28 protein-coding genes are annotated in these 13,923 nt (G+C 58.9%); all 28 read right to left on the bottom strand.

Annotation, left to right across the window (positions count from 1 at the left end):
* A complete protein-coding gene (gene rpoA, locus BMZ43_RS24885; protein WP_059316454.1) occupies positions 1-1,002 on the bottom strand; it encodes a DNA-directed RNA polymerase subunit alpha in 1,002 nt (333 codons plus the stop codon).
* Positions 1,003-1,024: 22 nt separating this feature from the next.
* Positions 1,025-1,645 carry a 30S ribosomal protein S4 gene (gene rpsD / locus BMZ43_RS24880; RefSeq protein ID WP_017640289.1) on the bottom strand — a complete coding sequence of 207 codons (621 nt, stop codon included), beginning with the start codon at positions 1,643-1,645 and terminating at the stop codon, positions 1,025-1,027.
* 16 nt (positions 1,646-1,661) lie between these two features.
* A complete protein-coding gene (gene rpsK / locus BMZ43_RS24875; protein WP_003281811.1) occupies positions 1,662-2,051 on the bottom strand; it encodes a 30S ribosomal protein S11 in 390 nt (129 codons plus the stop codon).
* Between the two features lie 30 nt (positions 2,052-2,081).
* Positions 2,082-2,438 (bottom strand): 30S ribosomal protein S13, encoded by a 357-nt coding sequence (gene rpsM / locus BMZ43_RS24870; RefSeq protein ID WP_017640288.1) that lies wholly within the window; start codon positions 2,436-2,438, stop codon positions 2,082-2,084.
* Between the two features lie 130 nt (positions 2,439-2,568).
* On the bottom strand, positions 2,569-2,685 hold the full coding sequence (gene rpmJ, locus BMZ43_RS24865) for a 50S ribosomal protein L36 (RefSeq protein ID WP_002555468.1): 117 nt from the start codon (positions 2,683-2,685) through the stop codon (positions 2,569-2,571).
* 30 nt (positions 2,686-2,715) lie between these two features.
* On the bottom strand, positions 2,716-4,047 hold the full coding sequence (secY, locus tag BMZ43_RS24860; RefSeq protein WP_026083755.1) for a preprotein translocase subunit SecY: 1,332 nt from the start codon (positions 4,045-4,047) through the stop codon (positions 2,716-2,718).
* Positions 4,048-4,482 (bottom strand): 50S ribosomal protein L15, encoded by a 435-nt coding sequence (rplO, locus tag BMZ43_RS24855; RefSeq protein WP_007161232.1) that lies wholly within the window; start codon positions 4,480-4,482, stop codon positions 4,048-4,050.
* Between the two features lie 3 nt (positions 4,483-4,485).
* Positions 4,486-4,668 (bottom strand): 50S ribosomal protein L30, encoded by a 183-nt coding sequence (rpmD, locus tag BMZ43_RS24850; protein ID WP_007161233.1) that lies wholly within the window; start codon positions 4,666-4,668, stop codon positions 4,486-4,488.
* Positions 4,669-4,670: 2 nt separating this feature from the next.
* Complete coding sequence (gene rpsE, locus BMZ43_RS24845; RefSeq protein ID WP_007161234.1) at positions 4,671-5,171, bottom strand: 30S ribosomal protein S5; 501 nt, start codon at positions 5,169-5,171, stop codon at positions 4,671-4,673.
* A gap of 3 nt (positions 5,172-5,174) precedes the next feature.
* Positions 5,175-5,525, bottom strand: a complete 351-nt coding sequence (rplR, locus tag BMZ43_RS24840) for a 50S ribosomal protein L18 (RefSeq protein WP_007161235.1) — start codon at positions 5,523-5,525, stop codon at positions 5,175-5,177.
* A 10-nt stretch (positions 5,526-5,535) separates the two neighbouring features.
* The gene (gene rplF, locus BMZ43_RS24835) at positions 5,536-6,069 is read right to left on the bottom strand and encodes a 50S ribosomal protein L6 (protein WP_017640286.1); all 534 of its coding nucleotides are present in this window, start codon (positions 6,067-6,069) and stop codon (positions 5,536-5,538) included.
* An 11-nt stretch (positions 6,070-6,080) separates the two neighbouring features.
* Positions 6,081-6,473, bottom strand: a complete 393-nt coding sequence (rpsH, locus tag BMZ43_RS24830) for a 30S ribosomal protein S8 (protein ID WP_017640285.1) — start codon at positions 6,471-6,473, stop codon at positions 6,081-6,083.
* Between the two features lie 163 nt (positions 6,474-6,636).
* On the bottom strand, positions 6,637-6,942 hold the full coding sequence (gene rpsN, locus BMZ43_RS24825) for a 30S ribosomal protein S14 (protein WP_017640284.1): 306 nt from the start codon (positions 6,940-6,942) through the stop codon (positions 6,637-6,639).
* A gap of 13 nt (positions 6,943-6,955) precedes the next feature.
* On the bottom strand, positions 6,956-7,495 hold the full coding sequence (gene rplE / locus BMZ43_RS24820; protein WP_007161239.1) for a 50S ribosomal protein L5: 540 nt from the start codon (positions 7,493-7,495) through the stop codon (positions 6,956-6,958).
* 19 nt (positions 7,496-7,514) lie between these two features.
* Positions 7,515-7,829 carry a 50S ribosomal protein L24 gene (gene rplX, locus BMZ43_RS24815; RefSeq protein WP_017640283.1) on the bottom strand — a complete coding sequence of 105 codons (315 nt, stop codon included), beginning with the start codon at positions 7,827-7,829 and terminating at the stop codon, positions 7,515-7,517.
* A 12-nt stretch (positions 7,830-7,841) separates the two neighbouring features.
* Positions 7,842-8,210, bottom strand: a complete 369-nt coding sequence (gene rplN / locus BMZ43_RS24810; protein WP_007161241.1) for a 50S ribosomal protein L14 — start codon at positions 8,208-8,210, stop codon at positions 7,842-7,844.
* A gap of 12 nt (positions 8,211-8,222) precedes the next feature.
* On the bottom strand, positions 8,223-8,489 hold the full coding sequence (gene rpsQ / locus BMZ43_RS24805) for a 30S ribosomal protein S17 (RefSeq protein WP_007161242.1): 267 nt from the start codon (positions 8,487-8,489) through the stop codon (positions 8,223-8,225).
* A 2-nt stretch (positions 8,490-8,491) separates the two neighbouring features.
* Positions 8,492-8,683 carry a 50S ribosomal protein L29 gene (gene rpmC, locus BMZ43_RS24800; RefSeq protein WP_007161243.1) on the bottom strand — a complete coding sequence of 64 codons (192 nt, stop codon included), beginning with the start codon at positions 8,681-8,683 and terminating at the stop codon, positions 8,492-8,494.
* Entirely contained in the window at positions 8,683-9,096 is a 414-nt protein-coding gene (rplP, locus tag BMZ43_RS24795; RefSeq protein ID WP_017640282.1) for a 50S ribosomal protein L16, read from the bottom strand. Before rplP ends, rpmC begins: the two co-directional genes overlap by 1 nt.
* A 12-nt stretch (positions 9,097-9,108) precedes the next feature.
* On the bottom strand, positions 9,109-9,798 hold the full coding sequence (gene rpsC / locus BMZ43_RS24790) for a 30S ribosomal protein S3 (protein ID WP_007161245.1): 690 nt from the start codon (positions 9,796-9,798) through the stop codon (positions 9,109-9,111).
* 13 nt (positions 9,799-9,811) lie between these two features.
* Positions 9,812-10,144 (bottom strand): 50S ribosomal protein L22, encoded by a 333-nt coding sequence (gene rplV, locus BMZ43_RS24785; RefSeq protein WP_007161246.1) that lies wholly within the window; start codon positions 10,142-10,144, stop codon positions 9,812-9,814.
* Positions 10,145-10,156: 12 nt separating this feature from the next.
* Entirely contained in the window at positions 10,157-10,432 is a 276-nt protein-coding gene (gene rpsS, locus BMZ43_RS24780; RefSeq protein ID WP_007161247.1) for a 30S ribosomal protein S19, read from the bottom strand.
* Positions 10,433-10,450: 18 nt separating this feature from the next.
* Positions 10,451-11,272, bottom strand: coding sequence for a 50S ribosomal protein L2 (rplB, locus tag BMZ43_RS24775; protein WP_007161248.1), 822 nt, complete (start codon positions 11,270-11,272; stop codon positions 10,451-10,453).
* A gap of 12 nt (positions 11,273-11,284) precedes the next feature.
* The gene (gene rplW / locus BMZ43_RS24770; protein ID WP_007161249.1) at positions 11,285-11,584 is read right to left on the bottom strand and encodes a 50S ribosomal protein L23; all 300 of its coding nucleotides are present in this window, start codon (positions 11,582-11,584) and stop codon (positions 11,285-11,287) included.
* The gene (gene rplD, locus BMZ43_RS24765) at positions 11,581-12,183 is read right to left on the bottom strand and encodes a 50S ribosomal protein L4 (protein ID WP_017640279.1); all 603 of its coding nucleotides are present in this window, start codon (positions 12,181-12,183) and stop codon (positions 11,581-11,583) included. The genes rplW and rplD overlap by 4 nt, the downstream gene beginning before the upstream one ends.
* 13 nt (positions 12,184-12,196) lie before the next feature.
* Entirely contained in the window at positions 12,197-12,832 is a 636-nt protein-coding gene (rplC, locus tag BMZ43_RS24760) for a 50S ribosomal protein L3 (protein WP_007161251.1), read from the bottom strand.
* A gap of 84 nt (positions 12,833-12,916) precedes the next feature.
* A complete protein-coding gene (gene rpsJ, locus BMZ43_RS24755; RefSeq protein ID WP_003243886.1) occupies positions 12,917-13,228 on the bottom strand; it encodes a 30S ribosomal protein S10 in 312 nt (103 codons plus the stop codon).
* A 171-nt stretch (positions 13,229-13,399) separates the two neighbouring features.
* The coding region (locus tag BMZ43_RS24750) for an EF-Tu C-terminal domain-related protein (protein ID WP_256563416.1) at positions 13,400-13,923 on the bottom strand (524 nt) is incomplete at its 5' end.

Genomic DNA, 13,923 nt, shown 5'->3' with positions numbered 1-13,923 from the left:
TCAGGCAGTAGCCTTGTCGTCCTTCTTAAGGCTTGCAGGGGGCCAGTTGTCCAGGCGCATACCGAGCGACAGACCACGGGAGGCCAGAACGTCCTTGATTTCGGTCAGGGACTTCTTACCCAGGTTCGGGGTCTTGAGCAGCTCCACTTCGGTACGCTGAATCAGGTCACCGATGTAGTAGATGTTCTCCGCCTTGAGGCAGTTGGCCGAACGAACGGTCAGTTCCAGATCGTCCACCGGACGCAGCAGGATCGGATCGATCTCGTCTTCCTGCTCGACCACGACCGGCTCGCTGTCGCCCTTGAGGTCGACAAAAGCTGCCAGCTGCTGCTGCAGGATGGTGGCGGCACGGCGGATGGCTTCTTCCGGATCCAGGGTACCGTTGGTTTCCAGGTCAAGCACGAGCTTGTCCAGGTTGGTACGCTGTTCGACCCGGGCGTTTTCCACCACATAGGCCACGCGACGAACCGGGCTGAACGTAGCATCGAGCTGGAGACGACCGATTGCGCGGGTTTCGTCTTCTTCGCTCTGACGCGCATCGGCGGGCTCATAGCCACGACCGCGCGCGATTTTCAGCTTCATGTTCAGCGAACCGTTGTCCGCCAGGTGGGCGATGACGTGCTCACCGTTGACGATCTCGACATCGTGATCGACCTGAATGTCGGAGGCCAGAACTGGCCCCTGACCTTTCTTGCTCAGACTCAGGGTGACTTCGTCACGGCCGTGCAACTTGATGGCCAGGCCCTTGAGGTTGAGCAGGATCTCGATCACGTCTTCCTGCACGCCTTCGATGGCGCTGTACTCGTGCAGGACACCGTCGATCTCTGCTTCGACTACCGCGCAGCCAGGCATGGAGGACAACAGGATACGCCGCAGCGCGTTGCCCAAGGTATGGCCGAAACCACGCTCGAGAGGCTCGAGGGTGATCTTGGCACGGGTCTGACTAACCGCCTGCACATCGATATGGCGGGGGGTCAGGAACTCATTTACCGAACTCTGCATGGATGCACCTACTTTCTAGCCCTTACTTGGAGTAGAGCTCGACAATCAGGTTTTCGTTGATGTCGGCGGAGAGATCACCACGGGCCGGCACGCTTTTGAAGGTGCCTTCCTTTTTCTCGGTGCTCACTTCGACCCACTCAACCCGGCCACGCTGGCCGCACAGCTCAAGAGCCTGAGCGATACGCAGCTGGTTTTTAGCCTTTTCACGGACCGCGACGACGTCGCCGACCTTGACCTGATAGGAGGGAATGTTGACGGTCTGACCGTTGACGGTGATCGACTTGTGGGAGACCAGCTGGCGCGATTCGGCGCGAGTGGCACCGAAGCCCATGCGATACACCACGTTGTCCAGACGGCATTCGAGCAGTTGCAGCAGGTTCTCACCGGTAGCGCCCTTGCGACGGGCAGCTTCCTGGTAGTAACCGGCGAACTGACGCTCGAGCACGCCATAGATACGGCGAACTTTCTGCTTTTCACGCAGCTGCAGACCGTAGTCGGACAGACGACCGCGACGCTGACCATGCTGGCCAGGAACGGTTTCCAGCTTGCACTTCGAGTCGAGGGCACGAGCGCCGCTCTTCAGGAAAAGGTCAGTGCCTTCGCGGCGGGACAGTTTGCACTTGGGACCAATGTAACGAGCCATTTCTCACTGTCTCCTATTACACGCGACGCTTCTTCGGCGGACGGCACCCGTTATGCGGGATAGGCGTCACGTCGGTGATGCTGGCGATCTTGTAACCACAGGCATTCAGGGCGCGAACAGCGGACTCACGGCCGGGGCCGGGACCTTTGACGTTCACGTCCAGATTCTTCAGACCATATTCCAGAGCGGCTTGGCCGGCACGTTCGGCTGCAATCTGGGCAGCGAACGGGGTGCTCTTACGGGAGCCACGGAAGCCGGAGCCACCGGAGGTCGCCCAGGACAACGCATTGCCCTGACGATCGGTGATGGTCACGATGGTGTTGTTGAAAGACGCATGGATGTGGGCGATGCCATCAACCACTGTCTTTTTAACTTTCTTACGAGGACGAGCAGCAGGTTTTGCCATGACTAGATTCCTGTCGATTCGCGGATGCGATTACTTGCGGATCGGCTTGCGCGGGCCCTTACGGGTACGGGCATTGGTCTTGGTGCGCTGACCACGGACCGGCAGACCACGGCGGTGACGCAGACCGCGGTAGCAACCCAGATCCATCAGGCGCTTGATGTTCATGTTGATTTCGCGGCGCAGGTCACCTTCGGTGAGGATTTTGGCGACCTCGTTACGCAGCTGATCGACCTGCTCGTCGCTCAGTTCTTTGATCTTGGCGGTCGGCTGGATGCCGGTGGCCGCGCAGATCTTCTGAGAGGTGGTGCGACCGACACCATAGATGTAGGTCAGCGAGATAACAGTATGCTTGTTATCTGGAATGTTGACGCCTGCAATACGGGCCATTCAGAAAAACTCCGATTGACAGCTACCGACGCCCCGGAAGCCAAGAAAAGGGCGCGCGATATTAACGCTGTAGGAACAAATGATCAACCCGGCAGCACACTAGCTGCCGGGTTAGACGCGTGGTTCACACTCAGCCTTGGCGCTGCTTGTGACGCGGTTCAGCGCTGCAGATCACGCGCACGACGCCTTCGCGGCGAATGATCTTGCAGTTACGGCACAGCTTCTTGACCGATGCACGAACTTTCATGACAACTCCTCTAACCTTACGAGTAACGGCTCAACGCATCATGCCGTTGCCGTAGCCCTTCAGGTTGGCTTTCTTCATCAGGGACTCGTATTGATGAGATACGAGATGGGACTGGACCTGGGACATGAAGTCCATGACCACTACCACCACGATCAGCAACGAGGTCCCGCCGAGATAGAACGGCACGTTCGCCGCGACCACCAGGAACTGGGGCAACAAGCACACCGCCGTCATGTACAGGGCACCGAACATGGTCAGCCGGGTCAGCACGCCATCGATATAGCGCGCGGACTGCTCACCAGGACGAATACCCGGGATGAACGCCCCGGATTTCTTCAGGTTTTCCGCCACATCCTTGGGGTTGAACATCAGTGCCGTATAGAAGAAGCAGAAGAAGATGATCCCTGCACTAAACAGCAAGATGTTCAGCGGTTGGCCGGGGGCGATGGCCTGAGCCACGTCCTGCAACCAGCCGAGACCTTCGGACTGACCGAACCACGAACCGAGCGATGCCGGAAACAGCAGGATGCTGCTGGCGAAGATCGCCGGGATGACCCCAGCCATATTCACCTTGAGCGGCAGATGGCTGTTCTGCGCCGCGAAGACCTTGCGGCCCTGCTGACGCTTGGCGTAGTGCACGGCGATACGACGCTGCCCACGCTCGATGAACACCACGAAGGCGATGATGGCGACCGCCACCACACCGACCATGATCAGCGCGAAGATGTTGATATCGCCCTGCCGTGCCGACTCGAAGGACTGACCGATGGCGCGAGGCAAGCCCGCGACGATACCGGCGAAGATCAGCATCGAGATGCCATTGCCGATACCGCGCTCGGTGATCTGTTCACCCAGCCACATCATGAACAGTGCGCCGGCGACGAACGTGGTGACAGCGACGAAATAGAAGCTGAAGCCCACGCTGAACGCGACGCCCTGACTGGCGAGTCCTACCGACATCCCGGTGGCCTGAACGAGCGCCAGAACCAGCGTGCCGTAACGGGTGTACTGGCTGATCTTGCGACGACCAGACTCACCCTCTTTCTTCAATTGCTCCAGCTGTGGGCTGATCGCGGTAAGCAGCTGCATGATGATCGAGGCCGAGATGTACGGCATGATCCCCAGGGCAAAGATGCTCATCCGCTCCAGCGCACCGCCAGAGAACATGTTGAAGAGGCTAAGAATGGTCCCCTCGTTCTGCCTGAACAGTGCGGCCAGCTGATCGGGATTGATACCCGGAACAGGGATGTGCGCACCGATCCTGTAGACGATGATCGCCAGGAACAGGAATCGGAGGCGGGTCCACAGCTCGGACATACCACCGGTCTTGCTGAGCGCAGAGAGAGCACCTTGCTTAGCCATTTATTCCTCGATCTTGCCGCCAGCTGCTTCGATGGCTGCACGGGCACCCTTGGTGGCACCAATGCCCTTCAGGGTGACGGCACGAGTGACGTCGCCGGACAGCACAACCTTGACACGCTTGATGTCACGGCTGATCACGTTGGCGTCTTTCAGCGCCTGCAGATCGACCACATCGACATCGACCTTGGCCAGCTCGGAGGTACGAACCTCGGCGCGGTCCAGGGCCTTCAGCGATACGAAGCCGAACTTGGGCAGACGACGGTGCAGCGGCTGCTGGCCGCCCTCGAAACCGGGGGCAACCTTGCCACCGGAACGGGAGGTCAGACCCTTGTGGCCACGGCCACCGGTCTTGCCCAGGCCGCTACCGATACCACGACCGGGACGCAGCTTCTCGCGGCGAGCGCCGGGAGCGGAACGCAGATCATTCAATTTCATGACTTAACCCTCCACACGCAGAAGGTAATAGGCCTTGTTGATCATGCCGCGATTCTCAGGGGTGTCCTGAACTTCGACGGTGTGACCAATGCGACGCAGGCCGAGACCCTTGACGCAAGCCTTGTGATTGGCCAGACGGCCGTGGACGCTCTTGATCAGCGTGACCTTGACGGTTGCGTTAGCCATGATCAGAGAATCTCCTCGACGCTCTTGCCACGCTTGGCGGCAACAGCTTCCGGCGCCTGCATGTGCTTGAGACCTTCAAAGGTCGCGTACACCACGTTTACCGGGTTGGTGGAGCCGTAGCACTTGGCCAGGACGTTCTGCACACCAGCGACTTCCAGCACGGCGCGCATGGCACCGCCGGCGATGATGCCGGTACCGTCGGAAGCGGGCTGCATGTACACCTTGGAGGCGCCATGGGCGGCCTTGACCGGGTACTGCAGGGTGGTGCCGTTCAAATCCACCTGGATCATGTTGCGGCGAGCAGCTTCCATAGCCTTCTGGATGGCGGCAGGCACTTCACGGGCCTTGCCACGGCCGAAGCCAACGCGGCCTTTGCCATCGCCAACCACGGTCAGAGCGGTGAAGGCGAAGATACGGCCGCCTTTCACGGTTTTGGCTACGCGGTTAACTTGAACCAGCTTCTCGATGTAGCCTTCGTCGCGCTTTTGATCGTTATTTGCCATGACTTAGAACTCCAGCCCGCCTTCACGAGCAGCGTCGGCCAGCGCTTTGACGCGACCATGGTACTTGAAGCCAGAACGATCAAAGGCCACCTGGGTAACGCCAGCGGCCTTGGCACGCTCGGCGACCAGCAGACCAACTTTCTTGGCCGCCTCGACGTTGCTGGTAGCGCTTTCGCGCAGTTCTTTGTCCAACGTAGAAGCGCTGGCCAGGACCTTGCTGCCGTCGGCCGCGATGACCTGGGCATAGATGTGCTGGGAAGAGCGGTACACGCACAGACGGACCACTTCCAGTTCGCGCATCTTCAGGCGAGCCTTGCGAGCGCGACGCAGTCGGGTTTCTTTCTTGACGGTCATTTGCTATGCCCTACTTTTTCTTGGCTTCTTTACGGTGGACGACTTCGTCGGCATACCGTACACCCTTGCCCTTGTAAGGCTCCGGCGGACGGAAACCACGAATCTCAGCCGCAACCTGGCCGACCAGCTGCTTGTCGATACCCTTGATCAGGATTTCGGTCTGGTTGGGGGTTTCTGCGGTGATGCCTTGCGGCAGGTCGTAGTCCACGGGGTGAGAGAAGCCCAGAGCGAGGTTCAGCACCTGACCTTTGGCCTGGGCCTTGTAGCCCACACCGACCAGTTGCAGCTTGCGCTCGAAGCCCTGGCTGACGCCGACCACCATGTTGTTGACCAGGGCACGGGTAGTGCCGGCCATCGCACGGGTCTGCTGATCGCCATTGCGAGCAGCGAAACGCAGCTCACCGGACTCTTGAGTGACTTCAACGGACGGATGGACCTTCAGTTCCAGAGCGCCCTTGGCACCCTTGATCGAAAGCGCCTGACCGGCCAGATTAACTTCGACGCCTGCAGGCAGTCTTACAGGGTTTTTAGCAACGCGAGACATGCTGATTCCCCTTAGAAGACTGTGCAGAGCACTTCGCCGCCAACACCAGCAGCACGGGCCGCGCGATCAGTCATCACACCTTTGTTGGTGGAAACGATCGACACGCCCAGACCGCCACGCACTTTCGGCAGCTGGTCAACGGCTTTGTACTGGCGCAGACCGGGACGGCTGCTACGCTTCAGCTCTTCGATGACAGGCTTGCCTTCGAAGTACTTCAGCTCGATGGACAGCGACGGCTTGGATTCCGCGCTGACCTGAAAATCCGCGATGTAACCTTCGTCCTTGAGGACTTTGGCAACGGCAGCCTTCAGCTTGGAAGAAGGCATGCTCACAACGGCCTTTTCAGCCATCTGGGCATTACGGATACGAGTTAGCATGTCTGCTAACGGGTCCTGCATACTCATGGGCTATTAGCTCCTAATACAGAAATTGAGCCTACCGGCTCTCAAAAATCACCCCTCGGCAATAGGCCGATTCGGGCGAGCCGAGCATTCTAGAGATCGGCCTGAAACGAATCAAGCCCCAAAAGGGGCTTGATTCAATTACCGCGATGAAAGGCGCTAGCTGTTACCAGCTGGCCTTCACCAGGCCGGGCACGTCACCGCGCATGGCTGCTTCACGCAGCTTGATGCGGGACAGACCGAACTTACGGTACACGCCGTGCGGACGACCGGTCAGGCGGCAGCGGTTACGCATGCGGCTGGCGCTGGCGTCACGGGGCTGCTTCTGCAGGGCGACCTGGGCATTCCAACGGTCCTCGGGGGAGGCGTTGACATTACCGATGGTCGCCTTCAGCTCGGCGCGCTTCTTGGCGTACTTGGCAACCGTCTGCTGACGCTTCAGCTCGCGGTTAATCATGCTTTGCTTAGCCATCTGAAGACCTCAATCAGTTACGGAACGGGAAGTTGAACGCGCGCAGCAGCGCACGGCCTTCCTCGTCGGTACGAGCGGTGGTGGTCAGGGTGATGTCCATACCACGCAGCGCATCGATCTTGTCGTAATCGATCTCCGGGAAGATGATCTGCTCTTTCACGCCCATGCTGTAGTTGCCGCGACCGTCGAAGGACTTGGCATTCAGGCCGCGGAAGTCACGCACGCGCGGCAGGGAGATGGACAGCAGACGATCCAGGAATTCATACATGCGATCGCTACGCAGGGTCACCTTGACGCCGATCGGCCAGCCTTCGCGAATCTTGAAGCCAGCAATGGAATTGCGAGCATAAGTCACGACCGGCTTTTGACCAGCGATCTTTTCCAGGTCAGCTACGGCGTTGTCGATGATCTTCTTGTCACCGACCGCTTCGCCCAGACCCATGTTCAAGGTGATCTTGGTGATGCGCGGAACTTCCATCACGTTACCCAGCTGAAGCTGCTCTTTCAGCTTGGGCGCGATTTCCTTCCGATAAATCTCTTTCAATCGAGCCATGGTGATCTACCTAGCAGCTTCAGGCCTGGACCGCTTTTTGGGTCGACTTGAAGATACGAATCTTCTTGCCGTCTTCGACTTTGAAACCAACGCGGTCAGCCTTGTTGGTCTCGGAGTTGAAAATGGCAACGTTGGAGACATGCAGAGGGGCTTCTTTCTCTACGATGCCACCCTGAACACCCAGCATGGGGTTGGGCTTGGTGTGGCGCTTGATCAGGTTGACCCCGCCAACGACCAGACGGTCATCGGCGAGTACCTTCAGCACCTTGCCACGCTTGCCCTTGTCCTTGCCGGCAATGACGATTACCTCGTCGTCACGACGAATCTTTTGCATGTCGGCTACTCCTTACAGCACTTCGGGGGCAAGGGAGACGATCTTCATGAACTTCTCGGAGCGAAGTTCACGGGTCACCGGCCCAAAGATACGGGTGCCAATCGGCTCTTGCTTGTTATTCAGCAGAACCGCGGCGTTGCCGTCGAAGCGGATGATGGAACCGTCGGTGCGGCGGACGCCGTGCTTGGTACGCACGACGACAGCAGTCATCACCTGACCTTTCTTCACCTTGCCGCGCGGAATTGCTTCCTTGACGGTGACTTTGATGATGTCGCCAATGCCGGCGTAACGGCGGTGGGAACCGCCGAGCACCTTGATGCACATCACGCGACGAGCGCCGCTGTTGTCGGCGACGTCAAGCATGGATTGAGTCTGGATCATGGCTCTCTACCCTTATACCTGAACGGCGCGCTCGACGACGTCAACCAGGGTCCACGCCTTGGTCTTGGCCAGCGGGCGGGTTTCGCGAATGGTGACCAGGTCACCAATGCGGCACTGATTGGTTTCGTCGTGAGCGTGCAGCTTGGTGGAACGCTTCACGTATTTGCCGTAGATCGGGTGCTTGACGCGACGCTCGATCAGTACGGTGACGGTTTTGTCCATCTTGTCGCTGACCACTCGGCCGGTCAGCGTACGGACAGTTTTTTCAGCTTCAGCCATGATCACTTACCTGCTTGCTGGTTCAGCACAGTCTTGACGCGAGCGATGTCGCGCTTCACTTGCGAGAGCATGTGAGACTGACCCAACTGGCCAGTTGCCTTCTGCATACGCAGATTGAACTGGTCACGCAGCAGGTTGAGAAGCTGCTCGTTCAGCTCCTCTACGGATTTCTCACGCAAATCTTTCGCTTTCATCACATCACCGTCCGCTTAACAAAGGAGGTTTCGAGCGGAAGCTTGGCAGCGGCCAGGGCGAATGCCTGACGAGCCAGATCCTCGGAAACACCCTCGATCTCGTACAGGACCTTGCCCGGCTGGATCTGGGCTACCCAGTACTCGACACTACCCTTACCTTTACCCATCCGCACTTCGAGAGGCTTCTTGGTGACAGGCTTGTCAGGGAAGACGCGGATCCAGATCTTGCCGCCACGCTTCACGTGACGGGTCAGCGCACGACGTGCGGATTCGATCTGGCGAGCGGTCAGACGGCCACGGCCGACAGCCTTCAGCGCGTACTCGCCGAAGCTGACCTTGCTACCGCGATGAGCCAGACCACGGTTGTGGCCGGTCATCTGCTTGCGGAATTTTGTACGCTTGGGTTGCAGCATGTTGCGTACTCCTTACTTAGCAGCAGCTTTTTTGCGCGGAGCCGGGGCGACGGGCTTGAGCTCTTCCTGGCGGCCACCAATGACCTCACCCTTGAAGATCCAAACCTTCACACCGATCACACCGTAAGTGGTGTGGGCTTCCGCAGTGGCGTAGTCGATATCGGCACGCAGGGTGTGCAGAGGCACACGACCTTCGCGATACCACTCGGTACGGGCGATTTCAGCACCGCCCAGACGACCGCTCACCTGAATCTTGATGCCTTTGGCACCAATGCGGATCGCGTTCTGTACGGCGCGCTTCATGGCGCGACGGAACATCACACGACGCTCAAGCTGCTGCGCAACGCTCTGCGCAACCAGGGCACCGTCGAGCTCCGGCTTGCGGATCTCTTCGATGTTGATGTGCACGGGCACACCCATTCTTGCGGTCAGGTCCTGACGCAGCTTCTCGACATCCTCACCTTTCTTGCCAATCACGATACCGGGACGGGCGGTGTGGATGGTGATGCGTGCGGTTTGAGCCGGGCGATGAATATCGATACGGCTTACGGACGCGCTTTTTAGTTTGTCCTGGAGGTACTCACGAACCTTCAGGTCGGCCAGCAGATAGTCCGCATAAGTGCGCTTATCCGCGTACCAGACCGAAGTGTGCTCCTTGACGATACCCAGGCGAATGCCATTGGGATGTACTTTCTGACCCATCTGATCGACTCCGTTACTTGTCCGCAACCTTGACCGTGATATGGCAAGACCGCTTCACGATGCGATCAGCACGACCTTTGGCACGCGGCATGATGCGCTTGAGCGAACGACCTTCGTTTACGAAGACAGTGGAGACCTTCAGGTCGTCCACGTCGGCGCCTTCATTGTGCTCGGCGTTGGCAACAGCCGACTCCAGCACCTTCTTCATGATCTCAGCGGCTTTCTTGCTGCTGAAAGTCAACAGGTTGAGCGCTTCGCCCACCTTCTTCCCGCGAATCTGGTCGGCGACCAAGCGGGCTTTCTGGGCGGAGATACGAGCGCCCGACAGCTTAGCGGCTACTTCCATCTTCCTTACCCCTTAACGCTTGGCTTTCTTGTCAGCCGCATGACCGCGATAGGTGCGGGTAGCAGCGAACTCGCCGAGTTTGTGGCCGACCATGTCTTCGTTCACCAGAACGGGGACATGTTGACGACCGTTGTGCACAGCGATGGTCAGGCCGACCATTTGCGGCAGGATCATCGAACGACGCGACCAGGTCTTGATCGGTTTGCGTTCGTTCTTTTCCACCGCGACTTCGATCTTCTTCAACAGGTGAAGATCGATAAAAGGACCTTTCTTCAGAGAACGGGGCACAGTCGAATCCTCTACTGATTACTTGCCGCGACGGACAATCATCTTGTCGGTACGCTTGTTGGAGCGCGTCTTGAGACCCTTGGTCTTGACGCCCCACGGCGAAACCGGATGACGGCCACCGGAAGTACGACCTTCACCACCACCGTGCGGGTGATCGACCGGGTTCATGGCGACACCACGAACGGTCGGACGCACGCCACGCCAGCGGGTGGCACCGGCCTTACCCAGCGAACGCAGGCTGTGCTCACCGTTGGACACTTCGCCCAGGGTGGCACGGCACTCGGACAGCACCTTGCGCATTTCACCGCTGCGCAGACGCACGGTGACGTAGGCGCCTTCGCGGGCGACCAGCTGAGCGGAGGTACCCGCGGAGCGAGCGATCTGAGCGCCCTTGCCAGGCTTCAGCTCGATACCGTGGATGGTGCTACCGACCGGCACGTTACGCAGCGGCAGGTTGTTGCCAGCCTTGATGGGCGCGCCAGCGCCGGACAGCAGCTGGTCACCGGCAGCAACGCCCTTGGGAGCGATGATGTAGCGACGCTCGCCATCGGCGTACTTCAGCAGAGCGATGTGTGCAGTACGGTTCGGATCGTATTCGATACGCTCAACGACGGCAGGGATGCCATCCTTGTTGCGACGGAAATCGACCAGACGGTAGTGCTGCTTGTGACCACCGCCGATGTGGCGAGTGGTGATACGACCATTGTTGTTACGGCCGCCGGACTTGCTCTTCTTCTCCAGCAAAGGAGCGTAGGGCGCGCCTTTGTGCAGATCAGAGTTGACCACCTTGACCACAAAGCGGCGGCCAGCGGAGGTCGGCTTGCATTTTACGATTGCCATGATGCCCCCTGATTACTCGGCGCTGCTGGAAAAGTCGAGATCCTGGCCCGGCTGGAGCGCGATGTACGCTTTTTTCCAGTCGTTACGCTTGCCCAGACCACGAGCGGTACGCTTGGTCTTGCCCTGGACGTTCAGGGTGCTGACGCTGCGAACCTTGACCTCGAACAGCTGCTCGACGGCCTTCTTGATTTCCAGCTTGGTTGCATCGGTGGCAACCTTGAATACGAACTGCTTCTGGCTGTCCGCCAGCATGGTGGCCTTCTCGGAGATGTGCGGGCCAAGCAGCACTTTGAATACGCGTTCCTGGTTCATGCCAGCAGCTCCTCGAATTTCTTCACGGCGGACACAGTGACCAGCACCTTGTCGTAGGCGATCAGGCTGACCGGGTCGGAACCCTGGACATCACGCACGTCGACGAAAGGCAGGTTGCGGGCAGCCAGATACAGGTTCTGGTCGACAGCGTCGGTCACGATCAGCACGTCGCTCAGGCCCAGGCCGTCCAGCTTGCTGACCAGGGTCTTGGTCTTGGGCGCGTCGACGGCGAAGTCGTCAACCACGACCAGACGATCCAGACGGACCAGCTCGGCGAGGATGGAGCGCAGTGCAGCGCGGTACATCTTCTTGTTCAGCTTCTGGCTGTGATCCTGGGGCTTGGCTGCGAAAGCCACGCCACCGGAGCGCCAGATGGGGCTGCGGATGGTACCGGCACGGGCACGACCGCTGCCCTTCTGACGCCAGGGCTTCTTGCCACCGCCACGGACTTCGGAACGGGTCTTCTGGGCACGGGTGCCCTGACGACCGCCAGCCATGTAGGCGACGACTGCCTGGTGAACCAGGGTCTCGTTGAATTCACCGCCGAAGGTGTGCTCGGAGACTTCGATAGCTTGAGAGCCATTCACATTGAGTTGCATGTTCTCTCTCCTCTCAACCACGGGCCTTGACAGCGGGACGCACGATCACGTCACCACCCGGCGCGCCGGGGACGGCACCCTTGACCAGCAGCAGGTTGCGCTCGGCGTCTACACGCACGACTTCCAGCGACTGAACGGTTACACGCTCCGCACCCAGGTGACCGGACATTTTCTTGCCCTTGAACACTCGACCAGGAGTCTGGCACTGGCCGATGGAACCAGGTGCACGGTGGGAAACGGAGTTACCGTGGGTGTTGTCCTGACCACGGAAGTTCCAGCGCTTGATGGTACCGGCGTAGCCCTTACCTTTGGACTGACCAGTGACATCAACCATCTGACCGGCTTCGAACAGGGCTACGGTGACTTCGTCGCCGGCCTTGTACTCACCGTCTTCCAGGCGGAATTCGAGGACGCTACGACCAGCGGCAACGCTGGCCTTGGCGAAGTGACCGGCTTGCGCCTTGGTCACGCGGGAAGCACGACGCTCGCCCACGGTTACCTGAATGGCACGATAGCCATCGGTTTCTTCGCTTTTGAATTGGGTTACGCGATTCGGCTCGATCTCAATGACCGTAACCGGAACGGAAACGCCTTCTTCGGTGAAAACGCGGGTCATACCGCATTTACGACCGACTAAACCAATCGTCATGTTGAGAACCTCTTGAGTGTACGGGGCTTTCACCCGCTATGGCCGCCCATTTCAGAGCGTTACACGACTGAAACCTTGACGGTCTCAGCCGAGGCTGATTTGCACTTCAACGCCAGCGGCGAGATCGAGCTTCATCAGCGCATCGACGGTCTTGTCGGTGGGCTGAACGATGTCGAGCACACGCTTGTGGGTACGAATTTCGTACTGGTCACGAGCGTCCTTGTTGACGTGCGGAGAAATCAGCACTGTGTAACGTTCCTTGCGGGTAGGCAGAGGAATCGGACCACGCACCTGAGCACCAGTACGTTTCGCAGTTTCTACGATTTCCTGGGTGGATTGATCGATCAGGCGATGATCAAAAGCCTTCAACCGAATACGGATTTGTTGATTTTGCATTTGACCTCAGACTCCAAGCTTTCCTCTCGGACAAAAAGGTGCCCGATTAAAGGAGGCGCAATTCTAAGGATGTCGTCGGCGGCTGTCAAGAACGCCTCTTTTGCCATCTGTCAATTTCACGAGCCAAGAAAAAAGGCCCCGGAGGGCCTTTTTTCGTTTCAGATCAATCGATTACTCGATGATCTTGGCAACCACGCCGGCGCCGACGGTACGACCGCCCTCACGGATGGCGAAACGCAGACCGTCTTCCATCGCGATCGGAGCGATCAGGGTGACAACCATCTTGATGTTGTCGCCCGGCATCACCATCTCGACGCCTTCCGGCAGCTCGCAGTTACCGGTCACGTCGGTGGTGCGGAAGTAGAACTGCGGACGGTAGCCCTTAAAGAACGGGGTGTGACGACCACCTTCTTCCTTGGACAGCACGTACACTTCGCACTCGAACTTGGTGTGCGGCTTGATGGTGTTCGGCTTGGCCAGCACCTGGCCACGCTCCACGTCTTCACGCTTGGTGCCACGCAGCAGCACGCCGACGTTCTCGCCAGCACGGCCTTCGTCCAGCAGCTTGCGGAACATTTCAACGCCGGTGCAGGTGGTCTTGACGGTGGCCTTGATGCCCACGATCTCGACTTCTTCCTGGACCTTGACGATGCCACGCTCGACACGACCGGTTACCACGGTGCCGCGACCGGAGA

This window comes from Pseudomonas sp. Snoq117.2 (assembly GCF_900110545.1).
Taxonomy (GTDB): Bacteria; Pseudomonadota; Gammaproteobacteria; order Pseudomonadales; family Pseudomonadaceae; genus Chryseomonas; species Chryseomonas benzopyrenica.
Note: the sequence above shows the minus strand (reverse complement) of the source record. Positions and strands in the feature narration are given on the sequence as shown.

What these genes read in the sequence shown, in the direction of transcription:
- rpoA (WP_059316454.1), bottom strand. Translation starts at nt 1,002, where the DNA reads ATGCAGAGTTCGGTAAATGAGTTCCTGACCCCCCGCCATATCGATGTG.
- rpsD (WP_017640289.1), bottom strand. Translation starts at nt 1,645, where the DNA reads ATGGCTCGTTACATTGGTCCCAAGTGCAAACTGTCCCGCCGCGAAGGC.
- rpsK (WP_003281811.1), bottom strand. Translation starts at nt 2,051, where the DNA reads ATGGCAAAACCTGCTGCTCGTCCTCGTAAGAAAGTTAAAAAGACAGTG.
- rpsM (WP_017640288.1), bottom strand. Translation starts at nt 2,438, where the DNA reads ATGGCCCGTATTGCAGGCGTCAACATTCCAGATAACAAGCATACTGTT.
- rpmJ (WP_002555468.1), bottom strand. Translation starts at nt 2,685, where the DNA reads ATGAAAGTTCGTGCATCGGTCAAGAAGCTGTGCCGTAACTGCAAGATC.
- secY (WP_026083755.1), bottom strand. Translation starts at nt 4,047, where the DNA reads ATGGCTAAGCAAGGTGCTCTCTCTGCGCTCAGCAAGACCGGTGGTATG.
- rplO (WP_007161232.1), bottom strand. Translation starts at nt 4,482, where the DNA reads ATGAAATTGAATGATCTGCGTTCCGCTCCCGGCGCTCGCCGCGAGAAG.
- rpmD (WP_007161233.1), bottom strand. Translation starts at nt 4,668, where the DNA reads ATGGCTAACGCAACCGTCAAGGTCACGCTGATCAAGAGCGTCCACGGC.
- rpsE (WP_007161234.1), bottom strand. Translation starts at nt 5,171, where the DNA reads ATGGCAAATAACGATCAAAAGCGCGACGAAGGCTACATCGAGAAGCTG.
- rplR (WP_007161235.1), bottom strand. Translation starts at nt 5,525, where the DNA reads ATGACCGTCAAGAAAGAAACCCGACTGCGTCGCGCTCGCAAGGCTCGC.
- rplF (WP_017640286.1), bottom strand. Translation starts at nt 6,069, where the DNA reads ATGTCTCGCGTTGCTAAAAACCCTGTAAGACTGCCTGCAGGCGTCGAA.
- rpsH (WP_017640285.1), bottom strand. Translation starts at nt 6,473, where the DNA reads ATGAGTATGCAGGACCCGTTAGCAGACATGCTAACTCGTATCCGTAAT.
- rpsN (WP_017640284.1), bottom strand. Translation starts at nt 6,942, where the DNA reads ATGGCTAAGCAAAGCATGATTAACCGCGAGCTGAAGCGTCAGCAGACG.
- rplE (WP_007161239.1), bottom strand. Translation starts at nt 7,495, where the DNA reads ATGGCTCGATTGAAAGAGATTTATCGGAAGGAAATCGCGCCCAAGCTG.
- rplX (WP_017640283.1), bottom strand. Translation starts at nt 7,829, where the DNA reads ATGCAAAAGATTCGTCGTGACGACGAGGTAATCGTCATTGCCGGCAAG.
- rplN (WP_007161241.1), bottom strand. Translation starts at nt 8,210, where the DNA reads ATGATCCAGACTCAATCCATGCTTGACGTCGCCGACAACAGCGGCGCT.
- rpsQ (WP_007161242.1), bottom strand. Translation starts at nt 8,489, where the DNA reads ATGGCTGAAGCTGAAAAAACTGTCCGTACGCTGACCGGCCGAGTGGTC.
- rpmC (WP_007161243.1), bottom strand. Translation starts at nt 8,683, where the DNA reads ATGAAAGCGAAAGATTTGCGTGAGAAATCCGTAGAGGAGCTGAACGAG.
- rplP (WP_017640282.1), bottom strand. Translation starts at nt 9,096, where the DNA reads ATGCTGCAACCCAAGCGTACAAAATTCCGCAAGCAGATGACCGGCCAC.
- rpsC (WP_007161245.1), bottom strand. Translation starts at nt 9,798, where the DNA reads ATGGGTCAGAAAGTACATCCCAATGGCATTCGCCTGGGTATCGTCAAG.
- rplV (WP_007161246.1), bottom strand. Translation starts at nt 10,144, where the DNA reads ATGGAAGTAGCCGCTAAGCTGTCGGGCGCTCGTATCTCCGCCCAGAAA.
- rplB (WP_007161248.1), bottom strand. Translation starts at nt 11,272, where the DNA reads ATGGCAATCGTAAAATGCAAGCCGACCTCCGCTGGCCGCCGCTTTGTG.
- rplW (WP_007161249.1), bottom strand. Translation starts at nt 11,584, where the DNA reads ATGAACCAGGAACGCGTATTCAAAGTGCTGCTTGGCCCGCACATCTCC.
- rplD (WP_017640279.1), bottom strand. Translation starts at nt 12,183, where the DNA reads ATGCAACTCAATGTGAATGGCTCTCAAGCTATCGAAGTCTCCGAGCAC.
- rplC (WP_007161251.1), bottom strand. Translation starts at nt 12,832, where the DNA reads ATGACGATTGGTTTAGTCGGTCGTAAATGCGGTATGACCCGCGTTTTC.
- rpsJ (WP_003243886.1), bottom strand. Translation starts at nt 13,228, where the DNA reads ATGCAAAATCAACAAATCCGTATTCGGTTGAAGGCTTTTGATCATCGC.